Annotated in this window: 17 protein-coding genes; 7 read left to right on the top strand and 10 right to left on the bottom strand. The window is 40.0% G+C overall.

Translation table 11 applies throughout. The features are described 5' to 3' along the window. The first annotated feature begins 1 nt into the window (after nucleotide 1). A complete protein-coding gene (locus FGU46_RS01685) occupies nucleotides 2-451 on the top strand; it encodes an FAD synthase family protein (protein WP_286478481.1) in 450 nt (149 codons plus the stop codon). Nucleotides 452-587: 136 nt separating this feature from the next. On the opposite strand, the gene FGU46_RS01690 is transcribed toward FGU46_RS01685, so the two are convergent. Continuing rightward, complete coding sequence (locus FGU46_RS01690) at nucleotides 588-2,894, bottom strand: pseudomurein-binding repeat-containing protein (RefSeq protein ID WP_286475885.1); 2,307 nt, start codon at nucleotides 2,892-2,894, stop codon at nucleotides 588-590. 807 nt (nucleotides 2,895-3,701) lie between these two features. On the opposite strand from FGU46_RS01690, the gene FGU46_RS01695 reads away from it, so the two are divergent. Continuing rightward, nucleotides 3,702-4,262, top strand: a complete 561-nt coding sequence (locus tag FGU46_RS01695) for a thiamine-phosphate synthase family protein (protein WP_286475887.1) — start codon at nucleotides 3,702-3,704, stop codon at nucleotides 4,260-4,262. A gap of 227 nt (nucleotides 4,263-4,489) precedes the next feature. Continuing rightward, entirely contained in the window at nucleotides 4,490-5,494 is a 1,005-nt protein-coding gene (locus FGU46_RS01700) for an SIS domain-containing protein (RefSeq protein WP_286475888.1), read from the top strand. Between the two features lie 59 nt (nucleotides 5,495-5,553). Here FGU46_RS01700 and FGU46_RS01705 read toward each other — a convergent pair whose 3' ends face one another. The 4 genes from FGU46_RS01705 to FGU46_RS01720 all read right to left on the bottom strand — a co-directional run bounded on the left by FGU46_RS01705 (nucleotide 5,554) and on the right by FGU46_RS01720 (nucleotide 9,127). Beyond that, on the bottom strand, nucleotides 5,554-6,000 hold the full coding sequence (locus FGU46_RS01705; protein WP_286475890.1) for an Hsp20/alpha crystallin family protein: 447 nt from the start codon (nucleotides 5,998-6,000) through the stop codon (nucleotides 5,554-5,556). Next, on the bottom strand, nucleotides 5,963-6,985 hold the full coding sequence (locus FGU46_RS01710) for an NOG1 family protein (protein ID WP_286475892.1): 1,023 nt from the start codon (nucleotides 6,983-6,985) through the stop codon (nucleotides 5,963-5,965). Before FGU46_RS01710 ends, FGU46_RS01705 begins: the two co-directional genes overlap by 38 nt. A 208-nt stretch (nucleotides 6,986-7,193) precedes the next feature. After that, the gene (locus tag FGU46_RS01715) at nucleotides 7,194-7,754 is read right to left on the bottom strand and encodes a TIGR00296 family protein (protein ID WP_286475894.1); all 561 of its coding nucleotides are present in this window, start codon (nucleotides 7,752-7,754) and stop codon (nucleotides 7,194-7,196) included. Then, nucleotides 7,754-9,127, bottom strand: coding sequence for a TldD/PmbA family protein (locus tag FGU46_RS01720; RefSeq protein ID WP_286475896.1), 1,374 nt, complete (start codon nucleotides 9,125-9,127; stop codon nucleotides 7,754-7,756). The genes FGU46_RS01715 and FGU46_RS01720 overlap by 1 nt, the downstream gene beginning before the upstream one ends. Nucleotides 9,128-9,398: 271 nt before the next feature. Here FGU46_RS01720 and FGU46_RS01725 point away from each other — a divergent pair, with 271 nt between their 5' ends. Next, complete coding sequence (locus FGU46_RS01725) at nucleotides 9,399-10,949, top strand: homocysteine biosynthesis protein (protein ID WP_286475898.1); 1,551 nt, start codon at nucleotides 9,399-9,401, stop codon at nucleotides 10,947-10,949. Then, a complete protein-coding gene (locus tag FGU46_RS01730) occupies nucleotides 10,946-11,332 on the top strand; it encodes a 4Fe-4S dicluster domain-containing protein (RefSeq protein ID WP_286475900.1) in 387 nt (128 codons plus the stop codon). The genes FGU46_RS01725 and FGU46_RS01730 overlap by 4 nt, the downstream gene beginning before the upstream one ends. 123 nt (nucleotides 11,333-11,455) lie before the next feature. Here FGU46_RS01730 and FGU46_RS01735 read toward each other — a convergent pair whose 3' ends face one another. The 5 genes from FGU46_RS01735 to cbiM all read right to left on the bottom strand — a co-directional run bounded on the left by FGU46_RS01735 (nucleotide 11,456) and on the right by cbiM (nucleotide 15,516). Further along, entirely contained in the window at nucleotides 11,456-12,595 is a 1,140-nt protein-coding gene (locus tag FGU46_RS01735) for a DUF362 domain-containing protein (RefSeq protein ID WP_286475902.1), read from the bottom strand. A gap of 62 nt (nucleotides 12,596-12,657) precedes the next feature. Continuing rightward, nucleotides 12,658-13,497: an ATP-binding cassette domain-containing protein gene (locus FGU46_RS01740; protein ID WP_286475905.1), complete on the bottom strand. Its 840-nt coding sequence runs from the start codon at nucleotides 13,495-13,497 to the stop codon at nucleotides 12,658-12,660. Nucleotides 13,498-13,633: 136 nt separating this feature from the next. Further along, nucleotides 13,634-14,425 (bottom strand): cobalt ECF transporter T component CbiQ, encoded by a 792-nt coding sequence (gene cbiQ, locus FGU46_RS01745; protein ID WP_286475906.1) that lies wholly within the window; start codon nucleotides 14,423-14,425, stop codon nucleotides 13,634-13,636. 89 nt (nucleotides 14,426-14,514) lie between these two features. Then, complete coding sequence (locus FGU46_RS01750; protein WP_286475908.1) at nucleotides 14,515-14,817, bottom strand: energy-coupling factor ABC transporter substrate-binding protein; 303 nt, start codon at nucleotides 14,815-14,817, stop codon at nucleotides 14,515-14,517. Continuing rightward, nucleotides 14,818-15,516, bottom strand: a complete 699-nt coding sequence (gene cbiM / locus FGU46_RS01755; RefSeq protein ID WP_286475910.1) for a cobalt ECF transporter S component CbiM — start codon at nucleotides 15,514-15,516, stop codon at nucleotides 14,818-14,820. 425 nt (nucleotides 15,517-15,941) lie between these two features. Between cbiM and FGU46_RS01760 the strand changes: the two genes are divergently transcribed. Both FGU46_RS01760 and FGU46_RS01765 read left to right on the top strand, forming a co-directional pair. Next, nucleotides 15,942-16,343: a hypothetical protein gene (locus FGU46_RS01760; RefSeq protein ID WP_286475912.1), complete on the top strand. Its 402-nt coding sequence runs from the start codon at nucleotides 15,942-15,944 to the stop codon at nucleotides 16,341-16,343. 249 nt (nucleotides 16,344-16,592) lie between these two features. After that, the gene (locus FGU46_RS01765) at nucleotides 16,593-17,255 is read left to right on the top strand and encodes a hypothetical protein (protein WP_286475913.1); all 663 of its coding nucleotides are present in this window, start codon (nucleotides 16,593-16,595) and stop codon (nucleotides 17,253-17,255) included. Nucleotides 17,256-17,345 lie beyond the last annotated feature (90 nt).

A 17,345-nucleotide genomic window follows, 5' to 3' on the forward strand; every position in this document is an offset into this window, starting at 1 on the left:
AATTAAACTTGTAATGGCTACTGGAACCTTCGATCTAATCCATCCGGGCCATGGTTATTATCTGGAAGAGTCGAAAAAATTGGGGGGAAAAAATTCCCGATTGGTCGTAGTGATAGCTCGTGATGCCACGGTCCGGGCCAAGAAAAGAGTGCCAATTGTCCCTGAAAGCCAGCGCCGAGAGGTTGTGGCCATGCTTAAACCGGTAGACGACGCATATTTAGGTAGTGAGACCGACATGTTCCAGATCGTAGAGGAATTAAAGCCGGACATAATATCAATCGGACCTGATCAGAAATTCAATATGGAATGGTTAAGGGAAGAACTTAAAAAGAGGAATCTTAAGGTAGAGGTGATTAAAATTGATAGTTACCTTGATTCAGATCTGGACAGTACCTGCAAAATAATTAAGAAGATAAAAGATACGGATTTCCCTAAAGGAAGTTTCTGTTAAGAAATCGTTTTTCAATAGATTTTTCAAGAGCTATAGCTCAATTAAAGTTGTAGATAAACCTAATTTTTTTTATAATTTTTTTTATAGCTTTTTATATAGCTCTAAAATAAAATAAAAAAAAGAAAAAAAGAAGTATTTAGAAAGGCAATTCTGCATAGATGCCTTTAAAAGTCCACGAAGTTGTATTCCAACTGTAGATGGTTCCAAACTCGTTACGTGAGTTGGTTGCGTCGGCATCGTACCATTTTCCATTGGCGTATATTTGAGCCCATACATGTCCGTAAGTTCCACTGGAGAAAGTACAAGTCCCGTGCACATAACGTGCTGGTACTCCTGCTGCCCGACAAAGGGCGACTATCAAATGTGAATGGTCACAGCAGTTAGCTGAAAGACTAGAAAGGGCATTTAAAGCTCCTTTCTGCGAATTGTAGTACCACGAATATTCCAGGTTATCTCGCACCCATAAATAGATGCGCTGTCCCTTATCGCAGGCGGAAGTTGCACCGGAGGTTATGTTACAAGATAGGGCTACGATGGTATCATCGTTTACTTGACAGTTCTTGGTGACTTGCAGATACGCACTTAAACTATCAGGCACAGTTGGGTCATTAACGACCGTTGTGGTGGTAGTTGTGGTTGAACTGGTAGTCCAGGTCTTCATACTCGCGTAGTTAGGCAGTCTAGCATTGGTTCCATAGTAATTCATCACCCGGGAGTAAAGGTAAATCATTGATTCATATCTGATTTTCCCAAGAGAAGTTGAAACGTAGTTAGGTACCAAGCCGTTTGTATCCATGAAGGATTTTATCCGGCTGGCCATATCAACGTACTCTGACTTGTAAATGGTGCCATTTTTCATATTTTCCGTGGATCCCGTGGGATTTAATACGGATTTTAGGGTGATTGGAGCTGATACCCCACTATTGATCTGCGTGGTGGCTGCACTTAGCAAGTACAAGAACTGGGGCATGCTGACCTGAACTGATGAAATTTGCACATAGCTAGGCAGTTTCTTGTTGGCCTCGATAAAAACTTTAACCCGACCAGCAGCATCACTTAATTGTTTTAAAGTGAAGCTAGTGGTTACTGTTCCGGGGTTAGTCGTTTTATTCTGGAAGAATGCCTTATCTAACCAGCCGTATCTGAACAGGGCATATCCTGATGCTCCGTTTGAAAGAGCAGATTGAATATCCTGGTTAATTTCAGATGCTGATAGTGCAGTGAGGTTATCATCCGATTCATAGGTCTGTAATCCAGAAATTACTGGTTTTCCATTGGAATGACTGACTATATATTCCGTGGTACGACCTATCCATGATGTATCTTGACCGTAGTTCCCCTTGTAAATCATGGGGACCAGGAAGTCTAGGTACTGGGAAAGTTTCTCATAATCCTGTCCATAGTAGTACCCATTCACACCCCCTTCGGGCATTAAAGCCGCGGATAATGCTACTTTGGGTTTTATGGAATTGACTGTTTCAGACACTCTCTTCACAAAGGTGGTGATTGCTTCTGTTCCACCAGAGTGCAGATAGGCAGTTCCGGGATAACGTATGTAATCCAAGTGGATACCGTCAATTTCGTAGTTACGCGTCATATCTGCAATTGAGTTTACCAGTGCATCATTGTACTCAGTACTTTGGTTGTAGCGAGTTTCTTCACGATAAGAGGTACGGGTTTCGTATTTGTATTGAGTTTTGGAAATCTTACTGTATTTCCAGTAGTATTTCCAGACGTAACTCCACTTATACTTCCATACTTTGCCCACTTTGTACCACTTTTTGGTCCACTTCTTGTACCACTTCTTGTACCAAGTCTTGGACCAGGTCGTGTAGGCTACTTTAACAGTTTCAGTGTAGGCTACTTTCACGGTGTAAGTAGTATTCCCCTGGGGATCAATCCATTTTCCATCATTATCGACGAAACAGACCACCCAGGCGTGTATCCTTATCCCTGAGCCTTTTAGTTTGCCAATTATGGTTGTCAGGACACTTTGGTAAGTAGGACTTGAAATTCGATTGGCCTTGACGAACACATCCGTTATTCCGGCTGTGATCAATTCTTCGACCTTAACGCTGTTTACATCATCTACACTTAGCCATAGTCCGTGGACATTATTGTAGGTTCCATCTCCTGCAGCAATGCTGGAGTTCTGAATGTTCGCTGTACCGTTACTGTCTTCATTTGAGGAATTTTGAGATGAGTTGAGTGTTTGAGTCCTTTGATTAATGGGCTGATCGCTATTGGAGTTACTGACCGTTTCGTTAACGGTCGAATTGGGGTTTGTTACTGATAATGATGTATTCTCTGCAATTTCATTGGTTATTATCGAATTCGTGAAATTTTCTGAAGTTTGCTGGTTTGGGGTGGCATATAAATCCTGTGCGGACAACGTCACTGCCAATAGCAGTAACATTATCAGCAACAAATGTTGCTTCAACACTATGCCCCCTCTATCTTCGAAGTCAGTTGAACAATGAGGGTTCCTGACACAATAAGATCGAGTCTTGGAGCATATATATTTTTTTATAGAAAGTTCGGAAAAATAAGCATTTTAAGGTATTTTAAAGTAATATGAACCATTTTAAACAATTATTTTTTCTCCGATATTAATTTTTAATGCTATTTTAACCTGGTAAGTATCTAAACATCACAAATGCTTGTTTAATTATGCAAAATTTAATCCATTTCTTGAATCAGTGGGTTGAAATGTCAATATTGTTCTCAGTCTATAACATTTACCTTATTTAACATTTGAAATTATAGCAATTGTTTACTTTTCATTTTAAGATTATTAAAGGATATTTCACAGGGAAAACTACCCAAATAAAAGTTTTTATGTAAAAAAAATAGAAAAAAATTGATTTAAACCCTGTTTACCAGATTTTTAGAGTTTTAGAACCACTTAATCTACCATAGATATTTTTATAAATATTAAGAAGTTTTTTAATCCCCTATTTCGTGTTGAAGATTTATCCACCTTTTGCCACGGAAGCATTTCACCTCTAGTCCACCATACCGGTTATAATACTATCATAAGACTATCATATCTATCTTAGCAGCAGTAACGAAAGTGAGTGGCTTAGTAAATGCTGCACACATAAGGCTGCAACAGGATATTAAACTAGATATAAATAATCAGTCTATAAGATTTATTATAGATATCGGATTGAAATCACTGAAATATTTAATTAAACTGGAATAATGTAATAAAAATCCAAAAACCTAACAAAAGTAACGAGAATAAAATATGGAGTTACAGGACATTCAAAAGGCATTGAAAATAGTGGAAAGTTCTCCAGAATTTGCATCACTGATCCCCGAAGTCAGGAGCAACCTGGTAATGAGTAAAACATCACCCAGGGGAGTTGAAGATGTGGCGGGAGTTCCCGGAAGAATAACTGTAATCAATGGAATGCCAAAAACATGTGCTAGTCCAGAATATGGTGTTTCCTCACACATGGCCCGCCTGGTCTTAAGTATAATGAAATATGATCCAGAGAAGCGCAGCGCCATTAACATGAAATACGACTCCACTTTAGTTGAGATTTGCCAGAAACTGGGATTAATCACATCTTATTACAATAGAGAAGATGAACCTCCGGAAATAAGAGATAAGGAAGGAGGAACCATTCCTTGGGGCGTTCGAAATGCAGTAGAAAAAGTCCACCGAGTTCCAGATGTCATATACCATACGGGTGGTTGGGGAAAAGAGCCATCCCTGGTTTTGATAGGTGAAAATCCCATAGAAGTAGTAAAAACTGCGATTTGTATCGCTAAACTCTATAAACAATATTCAAATTATGATTAGACCATATAAAGACCAAATTTATTTTAAAATTCACGTAGTACTCTACAGATAACTTGATCAAAGGAGAGTTAGAGAGATTATTATATGATGATAGATACAATTAATACAAGAATGACACTAGCAATCAACTAAATCACAAAACTAGTATTCACGACATTAAGACCAATTTGATACTTAAACTCATAAAGGTAAACCAAATCCTACTAGCTAATCTTGAGGGATAATTTATGGAATATGAAATGTATCGAGAAATGATGGAACAGCCCCAATCACTACGAAACACCCTTAAAGAGGAGAAATCCCATTTAAAAGAGATAGCAAGCCAGTTTAAGAAGTTTGATAAGGTTTATCTGGTAGGGTGTGGTAGCTCTCTTTCAACATGTTATTCTGCAAAAGACGCCGCAAACATGACTTTTAATAATAATATGGAAGTTTATACAGGTTACGAATTTTTTTATCATAAACGTATCGATAACGAAAATGCTGGAGTTATTTTAACCTCCCAATCCGGAGAAACTGCCGATACCCTGGCCGCCATGAGAAAGGCTAAGGAAAAAGGACTGTACACCGTTTCCATCACCAACGAAGGAGACAGTTCCATGATGAATGAATCTGATGATGCAGTGTTAACCTTGTGCCAAAGAGAAAATGCCATTCTGGGCACCAAGACTTATATGACCCAATTACTATGTCTCTATGAAATAATTTTTGGAATGGAAAATTCAAAAGCATCACAAAACATTTTAAAGGACTTGGAAAAGATTCCTATAGTAGTGGAAGATCTTCTAAAGGCCACTGAACAGGATAACCGTGTTCTGGCTGAAAATTACAAAGATCAGGAAATTTTTTACTGCCTCGGCAGTGGACCAAATTATGGACTTGCGTATAAATTGGCCATGACCATGTTCATGGAGGGTTCTCTGAAACACGCCTGTCCATTATATTCTGGAGAATTCCGACATGGATTAATCGAGAGAGCTGAAAAAGATGTCCCTCTAGTGTTCTTGGATGCAGGTTATCCTGGAGACGAGTTCACCCGGAAATCCATCCAGTTTGGAGAGAAGATCGGCACCCAAAATATAGTTTTCCGGATGCAGGATTATTCTGATTTAAACCCATTACTATCACCCTTCGTACTGGTTGTGCCCCTGGAATGGTTCATATACTATCTGGCCCACTATAATGGGGAAGATCCAGGCAGTACTCGCCATATAGGAAAGGTGAGATACTGATTTGATTATTTATAAAAATAATCTTAAACAAACTAAAAAAAATATTTTAAAGCAGTTGTTTAGTCTACCTTCACCTCAAAAACTTCTTTTTTCTCGAGTTTAGGCAATACCACTGTTAAAACACCATTATCAAACTTGGCTGTTGCTTCATCCATTTTGATGTTGGCTGGTAGAACGATGGTCCGATTTGCTTCACCATAGCTTCGTTCCTTCTTGTGGTACATTACTCCCTCATCTTCGCCTTCTTCTTCGGTTTCTTCCTCGAATTTAGCATCAATGGTCAGGGTGTCTTCGGTGATATCAATTTTAATATCCTCCTTGTTAACTCCAGGAAGATCAGTAACTACTGTTACATTTTCTTCGTCTTCCGTCACGTCCATGCTGAGCTTGATGGGAGTGCTGGATTTATATTCCGCTATGGCCTTCTCCAGTTCCTCTTGTTTTTCTTTGATGGCATCCACCATGTCACTAAACATCTGCTCTGCCATGTTCCTTCTTCGCATCATCAAATTCCTCCAGTATCTCTATAATCCTGGATACGCCGCTTCCATCAGAAGCAGCCACCAGTAACGGTTCTTCTCTAATATTAATATGTTCTCGAATGTACTTAACATTTTCTTCATCTTCCACAAGATCCATCTTATTAAAGACAGGAAATATCGTTATATCCTTAAAAAGTTGTCCAATCTCATTATAAAGATTCAACTGGTTTTCCAGGGGATAACCAGAAGTCAGGGAAGGGTCAAAAATAAAAAGTATCAAATCAGCCAAATTTTCCAGCGCCACCATGGCCTGAAGTTCGATTTCGTTCATATCCATCACCGGCCGATCCAGGAGTCCGGGGGTGTCGATGATCTGGAACTTCTTCCAATGACGTTCCATATGCCCTATCTGGATTCCTTTTGTAGTGAATGGGTAATTGGCCACCTCTGGCTCAGCAGAAGTAATTCTACGCAGGAGGGTTGATTTCCCCACATTTGGAAATCCTGCTATTACGGCGGTGGTGGCCTCGGTATCTACCGTGGGCATGTTACGGAGTTGCTGCTTGGCAAAGTTTAAAAAGTCCAATTCATTCCCGATCCGGTTAACCACGGACACTATACGCCCAAAAGCTTCCCTCCTAAGTTTAGAAGCATTTTCAGGAGGTGATCTTCTTATTCTAGAGGTATATTGGCCTTGAAGCTTTTCTAAAAGATCACTAGCCCATCTTAACGCCCCTAAAGACTTTTTAAGTTGATCCACCCCTACTACAACATCAATATAATCCTGGTAGAACTCAGATAGTTCCTCAATTCGGGGAGTTTTCTTTAGTATGTCCTCGTAGGTTTCTCTAATAACTTGACAGGCTGTCTGAACCCGAACCTCCTCAATACGTTTGGACTTTTCCTGTCCACGTATTTTTGAGCCCCGGACCTTCATAGCCGCCTTTTTAGCCCGTCGAAAGGCCTTGTCTACCACTTCATCTGGCGTGGGTATGGTCGGTAAAAACATGAAATCACATCTTAGGTATTAATCGATTTTCATTAAATATTAACAAATAAATAGGATTATAATAATAAGCAATGGGTTAATCCACATTTCTATCTGATTGTCTTATTTTATTATAGTATGCATTAAGTGGAATGAGTAAATGAAAATAGACAATGATAATTATTTTAAATATAGTTTTGAGGTCAATTATCCATTTCCTTTAAGATTCTTACTCGTTGAATATCTGAGACTGGAAGCTGTAGATTTTAACTCCTTCCTGCAGCCAGCAATCAGGAGACATACCCGCCTTCAGGCAAGTGTTAGCCAGAAATTCCTCTTTATCCCATCCCCACTCTACGGGCACCTGGGGGAGTAAAAGTCCCCGAAATATACCTCTTTCTATAATAAGTCCATCAAGACCTAGATTTATTTTTTCAAGGTATTCTAAAGGTTTATCAGTAACTATCAGTTCTGGCGGCGTAAGTACACTAACTTCCACGTGAATTTTTTTCAGTTCATGGGAATTAAGAGGAGCAAATCGCGGATCACCCGTGGCAGCCCCAATAGCCACCTCAATTAATGCGTTTAAGAGCGGTTTAACTGGTTCAGGGTAACCAATGCATCCCCTAAGTTCACCATTCTCGTGTAGAGTAACGAAAACACCCATATTCTCTTCAAGAGTTGCTGAAGGAGATTCAGGAACATTCAATACCTGACCCTCCAATATATAAGTTTCTATGGCTGTTCTGGCCAGTTTAAGCAGGAAATCTCCCTCTGTTTGGGTGAGCATTAGTCGGCACCCCCTACCATAGCTTCACTAACCCTGGTGTGAGGTCCACCATCCCCCACTGGAGCGGTCTGTCCTGATTTACCACAGAATCCAACCCCCATATGGAAATCAGAACCTACACCATCAACCTTGGTAAGCATTTCCAGTATTCTGCCGGACAATGACACATCCCTTAAAGCATCGGTTACTTCTCCGTTTTTTATGCGGAATGATTCAGCGGCGTTGAACTGAAAGATTCCCTTACCCGTATCCACCTGGCCTCCCCGGGAGCCTTTAAGGTATATGGCATGGGGCATATCCTCAATAAGTTCTTCAAAAGTCATATCCCCCGGTTTCAAGTAGGTGTTACTCATACGGACTATGGGTTGATCTCCAACTGCAGAGCGAGAATTTCCACTGGGCTTAAGACCCAGCTTAGCGGCAGTCTCCCTGGAACTTAAAAGTGACACCAGAACACCATCTTTGACCAGAACGTTTTCTCTGGTCTTAACTCCCTCAGCATCATAAGCATAATAACCAAACGCATCCATACTGGCATCATCGACAATATTAACCAGTTCCGAACCTATACTAGTTCCCATTTTTCCTTCCAAGATGGAATCCTTTTGCAGGATCAGGTCGGCCTCGGAAGCATGGCCCAGGGCCTCGTGGATGAATACCCCAGTTAATTCTGGATCAAGAAGTACGGGAAATCTTCCAGATGGCGGAGAACTGGCATCAAGGAGTCTTACAGCCTTAGAAGCAGCTGTTCTACCAAATTTTTCTATATCCGCTTTCTGGATAACCTCGAATCCTCGCGCTCCACCCATACTTTTATGTCCAAACTGTATGACCCCCGCATCAGCGGCCACTGCATTAATAAACATGGCCACCCGGTTTTCCTCCTGAACCAAAGAAGTTCCCTCTGAAGTTAAAAAGTAAGAAGTTCCTTCACCTTCCACGTAATTAACTGTGCTGCTTACCACCTTCGGCAGCCTCGCAGCCTTTTCTGCTTCCACCATCACTTCCTTCTTTTCATCAATTGAAACATCCTGAGGTTTAATCTTGGCACGGCTATTAACAGTATCTACGGCAATTTTCACATCAGCCAATTCCACATCACTTTCTAATGCTCCTGAAAGTTTAAATGCAACCTCCGCCATAGATTCCAGTTGGGATAACTGAGTAGTGTAAGAAAAACCCCACGCCCCATTATTTAAAACACGAATAGAAGCCCCAAAATCATCTCCGGATCGTATTTCCTGAACTTTTCCATCTTTCATAACTATGACAGTATTATGCGCCTCAGCGACTCGAATGTCTGCATAATCTGCCTTTTTTTCAAGATTATGGATGGTTCGCTCCAAAAGATCTAAATCCAACTCTCCTATCATTTGGTTTATCACCACTAATTCTATGATCTTACAACCATAAAGGATTTAGGTTACTCTCTAATCTGGCCAAAGTTATTATATAAGAAGTAAACCTAAATAGTCAAGACTATACTAGAGCAAATACAGGGCCAGTCAATTTATGCCAGAACAATGGCTGCAATCCCCAAGGATTTAACTAAAATTTAGGATTTAAATTAAAATATTCAAATTTAATCAATTAATTGATTATTATTTTATTGTTTTTTTCAATAAAAGCACCGGATGTGACGGTATGAAAACCATAGAGGAAATAAACCAAAAAATTAAAGATGGAGACGCACTGGTGGTCACTGCCGCTGAGATGACCCGTATTGTACGGGATATCGGCGCAGAAAAGGCTGCCAAAGAGGTGGACGTTGTTACAACTGGAACCTTTGGTGCGATGTGTTCCTCCGGTGCATTCCTGAACTTCGGTCACTCTGACCCTCCCATCAAAATGTCGCGTACCTTCTTAAATGGAGTGGAAGCCTATTCGGGTATAGCAGCGGTGGATGCTTATATTGGTGCCACCCAGCCCCATCGGGATCCTAAGGTGGGATTGGAATATGGAGGATCACACTTGATAGAGGACTTGGTGCGTGGTAATGAAGTGGAACTTCTGGCAGAAGCCTATGGAACCGACTGTTATCCCCTGAAAGATATTCACACCCACTTCAAACTGGAAGATTTAAACCAGGCCATAATGGTCAATCCTCGAAACTCTTACCAGAACTACGCTGCAGCCACCAACTCCACTGAAGAAACCCTGCACACTTACCTAGGTACCCTACTCCCTAGAATGGGTAATGTGACCTATTCCAGTGCCGGCGAACTAAGTCCCCTCCTTAACGACCCATTTTTTAAAACCATCGGTTTAGGAAGCCGTATTTTCCTTTGCGGAGCTGAAGGTTATATACTGGGAGAGGGAACCCAGCATAACACCGAGGTGGAAAGGGTGAATGGTGTGCCGGTGGGAAGTGCTGGTACTCTGATGCTAAAGGGAGATCTTAAAAAAATGGATGCAGAGTTTCTAAGAGGGGCCAGCATGCCTGAGTACGGTCCCACCCTGTACGTGGGAGTGGGCATACCTATACCGGTGCTTAATTCTGAAATAGCCCAACAAACTGGGATAAGTGATGAGGAAATTAAATGCCAGGTGTATGACTACGGAATACCTCGACGTAGTCGTCCAGCAATTCTGGAAACGAATTACCACGATCTTAAAAGGGGTTCAGTAGAAATAAATGGTCAAGAAATACAAACCTCACCCATGTCTTCCTACCGGAAAGCTTTACAAGTAGCCGAGAAGCTTAAGGACTGGATTGAAGGTGGAACATTCTTCTTAACCCAACCTGTGGAAAGAGTTCCATCTAAAGGCCATACTGTGAAGCCATTACAAATTAAACGTCCTTCCATCCTGGTTAAGGATTTACAGAGCAGAGAGCCCATCACCACTACTCCCCAGGATAACATAAGCGATGTGGCACGACTGATGGTGGATAACAACATCAACCATGTGCCAGTGGTGGACAAAGAGGGTAAATTAATGGGAATAGTTACATCATGGGACATAGCCCATGCCGTGGCCAAAGAAGTCCTGGAATTGACCCAAGTAATGACCAAAAAGGTAATCGTGGCCATGGAGGATGAGCCGGTGGAGTTAATAGCTCGCAGAATCGACAAGTATGATATTTCGGGGGTGCCCATTGTAGACCGGGATAACCTGGTTAAGGGGATGATCACCGCCGAGGATATATCCCGACTGGTATGTTCCCACCAGAACAAGAGAGGTGGATCCTTATGAAAGCATGGCTCAATTTTTCACCAGAAATCGTTAACCAGGCCGTTATATCAGACCTCATAAAAAATTTCGATATCACTTTCAACATACTAAAAGCCAATATCACTCCTAAGGGAGGAGAGATGCTTATTGAAATCAGTGGAAACCAGGCACAGGAAGGAATTAAATACTTGAAAGAACAGGGAATCAATCTGACCCCTGCCAAGCGAGTGGTTAAAAAAGATGAAGAAAAATGCATGGACTGCGGAGCCTGCGTCTCACTTTGTCCCGTGGATGCCATTAGCATTGATGAAGACTGGAAAGTGGAACTAGATGACCAAAAATGTATTGGTTGCGGATTTTGCAGCTCTTCATGCCCCACCAGGGCTATTAAACTGGCAGACTGAATATCTGCCTGAATTATTTCTTTAGATTATTTATTCAAGAGAAATTATCAAGTTATTATTTAATACAAAAAGTTTCAAGAATTAGTTTATCCTTCAAATCCAACACCCACTAAATTAGCTCAATCAATCCAATGATTTAGAAAATTTGGAACCTAAACGGTAGATTAAACTTTTCTCCAGAGTAACTGCCTTTCGAGGGCACATCTCCATGCAGCACAGGCAGTTAATGCACTCTTCATAATCAAACTCAGGGATGTAAACACCACATCTCATGGCCTCAGTAGGACAACTCTCCACACATTTACCACATTTATTACACCGATCCGGGTCTATGACCGGCCTGATCCATAAATACTTCATCAACCCTGTGGCCATATTTCCAGGGATCAAATCCAGTACCTGTGAAAGATTGGGAGGCCATTTAAAATTTTTAATTTCCGGAATATGACCCAAAACGGTGATTTTTGTTATATCTGTTTCCCCCAGTCCTTGTTCTTTTGCAATACGAGTGGTGGGTATTTTTAGTGGTTCTCGACCTAAGATATGGCAGATTAAACTATCCATGGCCACCCCATCCACTCCAGCCAATATCATTCCCAGATCGCGGGGATCTCCAGCTGAAGGGCCACTTCCCTCCATTCCCACCACACCATCCACAATATGAAGGCCTGGCCAAGCCAGGGCATAGATATCAACAACCAACCTGGCAAAATCAGAGGGTTTAGGAGCTTTTTTATGATATTCCACCTTGGTAGAACCGGGAACAACTCCATACATGTTTTTTATCGCGCCGGTAAATGTAGTAAGGCCATGAGTCTTAATTTTAGGGATATTTATAAGTAAATCACAGTCAAGAGCTGGTTTAGCGATGTAATAATCCCTGTTGTTCCTGTGCTTCTGGTAGGAACCTTCCTTTTCGAAGTTTAAAATTTTAACATCATGACGTCTGCATATTGCTCCCATACCACTCACTTTCCAGTACCTTTGAAGATTGCCAGCAGGACCTCCTGGACTATCACCTACCACCGGTAAGGCCCCCGATTCTTTCACGGCCATGATGATGGCTTCCAAGACTTGCGGATGGGTAGTGACCATGTCCTCAGGAGGACGTGCCTGTAGAAGGTTGGGTTTGAGTAGAACCATGTCTCCCTTATCTAGAAATGAGTCTAGACCACCTAAAGCGTCGATAGAATTATTAACAGCCTTTCTTACTGTTTCTAAATCATAAGTTAGACATTGGGATACGGAGATGGTGTTGTTCATGTTAAGTCCAAAAATAAATATCTAAATATAAATTTATAACTTTAATATGTGTTTTTAAGTAATCAATCTTCAAAACTATCCCGTATTTTCCTTCTGGCCTCTCCAATGGTCAGCGGATAAGGTTTATCAAATGGGAGGGAGTCTTCCTTTCCCAGTATCTCCATGAGATGAGCTATTCGGGGCAGCCTTAAATTAGCCCCTCTAATAGTTTTAACATCAGAAAATACTTCCTGTGGGGTTCCTTCCTTTATTATTCGACCTTCACTTATGATGTATACTTGTGAAGCATACAAAGGCACCAAATCCACATCGTGGGTGGATATGACAATACTCATACCCTCCTGGTTCAATTGGTATAAAATACGCAATATTTGGGAAGCTCCTTTAGGATCCAATCCACTGGTGGGTTCATCCAAAACCATTATTTCAGGTTTCATGGCCAATATACCCGCAATAGCCACCCGTTTTTTCTGACCTCCACTAAGATGGTGAGGTGGTTTCTTCTCAAAACCGCTCATACCCACCTTCTCCAAAGCATCCTTAACCCGTTTTTCTACCTCTTCAGTATCCAGACCCATGTTCATGGGACCAAATGCCACGTCTTCACTTACGGTAGGAGCAAATAGCTGGTCATCAGGGTTCTGAAAGACTATTCCCACCTTCTGCCTGACTTTCATCAGATCATTTTTTTTATAGCCCAGGGGACTTTCTTCCACCAGCACCTTACCTACAGTAGGTCTCAGGATGCCATTAAAATGTAAAAATAGGGTTGACTTTCCGGCCCCATTGGGACCTAATAATGCCACCATCTCCCCCTTAGAAGCTTTGAAGTTCACCTTTTCCAGGGCCTGGGTCCCATCAGGGTAACGATAAGTGATTTCTATAGTTTCAGTGACGTTCATTTCTATCTTCTTTATAGTAGTCCGGGCTGTCTTTTATATTTAATTATTTATTTAAAACGTTAATTGGATTTTATATCCAGAACCAGCGCAAAAGCCATTATATCATTGAAATTATTATGGGATTTAATCAATAAATCTACCGAATTAGAAGATCATAGTTTCCCGTGAAATATACTCCAATGATAAGAATTACTTCGAAAAACATTAGAAACACAAAGTTACGGGTGCCAATACTTCTAATATCAGGTTGTTTCAATGTTTTTATTGAACCATCATAGCACCTTGATTCCATTGCAATATATGCCTGTTCTCCTTTCAGCCATGTTCTTATGAAAAGGTTACTGCCCAGCATCCCCATGGATTTAACCGATTTTTTAAGGGATGAATAACCAAGACGCGTTTCCTGGGCGTGGTACATATTAATTGCTTCATCCAAAAATAGGAAAATGTATCGATACATGAGCATGGCAAGTTCCAAAACTATTTTTGGTATTTTAAAAAATTCCAGTACTGAAAAAAGTTCAGTCATTGGCGTGGTAAGGGCTAGAAATGCCAGACATGTGAACCCCCCTAAAATTCTTGCAAAAACAAGAAGTCCCAGGTTAAAACCATCATCAGTCACTGCCAGATTAAATATTCCAAGTTCCAGAACGTGGCTGCCAATTCCAAAGAATATGGCCATAAATACAAAGGTTAATACTGCAAAAGAAAATGGAACCATCAGAAATTTTAAATAAAATTTCCATGAAATTTTAGCTTTGAATATGATTAGACCGGACATAAAAAGAGCTATAATGAAGGGCACCACTGGTGATGTGGATACTAAACTTACCAGCATGGTTAAAATTGCAAATAAAACCTTAAAGTAGACATTCACATCTCTAAGGTTGTTGGAGTGAGCATAGTTATCCAGATTGTCTTCAAACATGTGATCGCCAGTTCTTTATCCCTTCAGTGTGATCGCCAGTTCTAAATCCCTTCAGCAGCAATTCAAAGATTAAATTCTAATATTCAATCCTATTTTCCTCTTTTTTTATTTTTTTCGCTGTCTTGACCTTTATAGTATCCAAAAACGTAGCCTATTATAACTGCTCCGATGGCTGCTTGCAATGCGAATAAAAGACTTTCAATTTCACCGCTGGGTGGTTCCCAGAATGAACTGAACCATGGCTCATAACCTGTTTCTTCAATAGCTTCTCCAGCTGCTCCATCAGCGCCACCGAAATAACCCTCATCTTCACCCAGCCCACTATAAAGGGCAAAGGGGATGATTACGAGTATTGCAACCAAAGCTAGTAGAATAATGGGTTTTTTATCCATTTAAGCCACCTCCGGTGCTTTTTCTGAAACTTCCTCTGCTTTTTCCGGGCCTATGACTTTCAAATTTCTCAAAATATCTGGTCTTAATTTCATTATGTAATCAAATATTACCACGGTAAGAAGACCTTCAGCAATTGCCAGAGGCACCTGAGTGTAAGCAAATATTACCATAAACTTAACAAAAGCTTCTACAAATGTGGGTATGGGAAAAGCCAATGCTAACTGTGTAGCGGTGGTTACATAAGTCAACCAATCACCAAGAAGTGCAGCAAAAAATATTCCAATGGAAGGGCCCCAACCTATCTTTTTAATACCTTTGTACACAAGCCATGCCACTAATGGACCTACAATACCCATTGAGAAAATGTTAGCACCAAGTGTAGTAATCCCACCATGGGCCAGTAGTAATGCCTGGAAAACAAGAACAATTGCCGCTAAAACACTGGTTGCTGCAGGTCCAAACAATACCGCCCCTAGACCATTGCCTGTAGGGTGAGAACAACTTCCTGTAACTGAAGGAAGTTTTAGTGATGATAAAATAAACATAAAAGCGCCTGAAACTGCAAGTATTGGTTTAGATTCTGGCTTTTCGTCTGTAATTCTTTTAATCTGAATTATCCCGTATACTACAACAGGTATTGCAACTAAATACCAAAATAAACACCATTGCCAAGGTAAAAATCCTTCCATTATGTGCAAACAAAGACCTCCTATTGAAATAATTTTTCTGAGTAGTTTAGAAGAATATGAATAATATCACATCAATCGCCTTTTTTGAGCTACTCAACAAAGGATGGTTAGATCAGAGTGTCTTATAAAATTTTCCATTTAAATTGAAAAATTATCAGCTTAGATTGAAAAAATCTTGTATAGGTATTCTGAATAAAATAGCTACAAATTTTTTAAATATAGTAATTTTTAATTATTTAAATCTAATAAAATTAAACAAAATAGTAATATTTACCATTATCAATATGTATACTATTATTTCATTTTTTGATTCTCTCCAAATATTGATTTTAATGGACAATTTTTAGATTTTCAGCCTACAAAAATATAAATAACTCAAAATACAAGTAATTATTAGACCTTAAAGAAAAATAAGCATAAAGGAGGTGATAAAGATGAAGAAACAGTTAGTATTACTCCTTGCTATTTTAATGACTGTAGGAATTACCGCGACTTTTGCAGGAGATCTAAATAGTGAAACCCAACACCCGATAATTGATCCTAATGCAATTTATCTCCCTGCAGGACACCCAGCAATAACCCTACCAGCCGGACACCCAGCAGTAACCATCATCAACCTACCAGAAGGACACCCAGCAGTACCAGTTGAACTACCAGCCGGACACCCAGCAGTAACCGTACCATGCGGACACCCAGAAATACCAACAGCCACCACACCAACCGAACCATGCTGCGAAGAACCAAAATGCACCGAACCATGCTGCGAAGAACCATGCTGCGAACCAGCACCAACTGATATGTGCTGTGATAACTCTGTAGCTTCTGCTCCAGTATAATAAAAAAAATATAATTGGGGGGGTTGGTTAAAAAACCAACAATCCTATTTTTTATTAGAAATTTATCTGATCCTATTCGTGGATTATTTTTTTACAATAATTTTTTCCATAAAAATTATAAATTGTTTACAAGATTTTTGAATCATTAAAAGTGCAATCTTTAATTCATATAAATTAATATTATAATACACTAGCATATTACCTGATGGGCAGAATAACTCCAAATCGTGCAAATTTAGATGTGATACTATGGGATTACCTGATACTCTAGATGAACTTGAAAAATTTATGGGTGAAATTGAAAAATTATTTAGCGTGGATTTAGACTATCCAAGAAGTGAGGATGCTATTTTTTTGGATGAAGAAGTTCAAAAGCTGAAAATTCTCCGAGAAAAAGAATCAGAACTTTTAATGAAGCTCAAGGATCTTGGAGGGGAAGTTGATGAAACTTCGCTAAAAAAATACATAGCCCAATATGATATGCTAAATTCCCCACTAGCCAGAGATCCAAGATTTGATTTATACAATGAAGAAGAAGAACAAAAAATTACAAAACTGGGGACCTTATCAAGAGAAATCTTAACACTGCAAGACGCCCTGCGAGAAGTTCTATATAAAAAGCCCGGGATTATTCCAGAAACAATTTATCAGTTGAAAGAGACAGTGGAACGTTTCAATACGCATGAACAGCCCCGTATAGAGAAATTACTGGATGATTTGGACTTAACCGTGCAAGAATCCCAGAAAGTCCTTGCCAACGCCAATAAGTCTGTGGAAAATACTCAAGAAATGTTGGACGAAATTTCAAAATATAAAACACCCATTAGTATTGGCCTAGGAATTACTCTTTTACTGTTAATGGCCATAATGGTCATGTTATTAGTTGTGCTGGTAAAAATAGCATTCTTTTAGGCGATAAAATGAGAATTTCTGAATCATAGTTAATCAAAGTAATATACGTTTGATTATATCCATTTCAATTAGAACAAAAAATTTCAAAAA

Source organism: Methanobacterium sp. CWC-01 (assembly GCF_030323845.1).
Taxonomy (GTDB): domain Archaea; phylum Methanobacteriota; class Methanobacteria; order Methanobacteriales; family Methanobacteriaceae; genus Methanobacterium; species Methanobacterium aridiramus.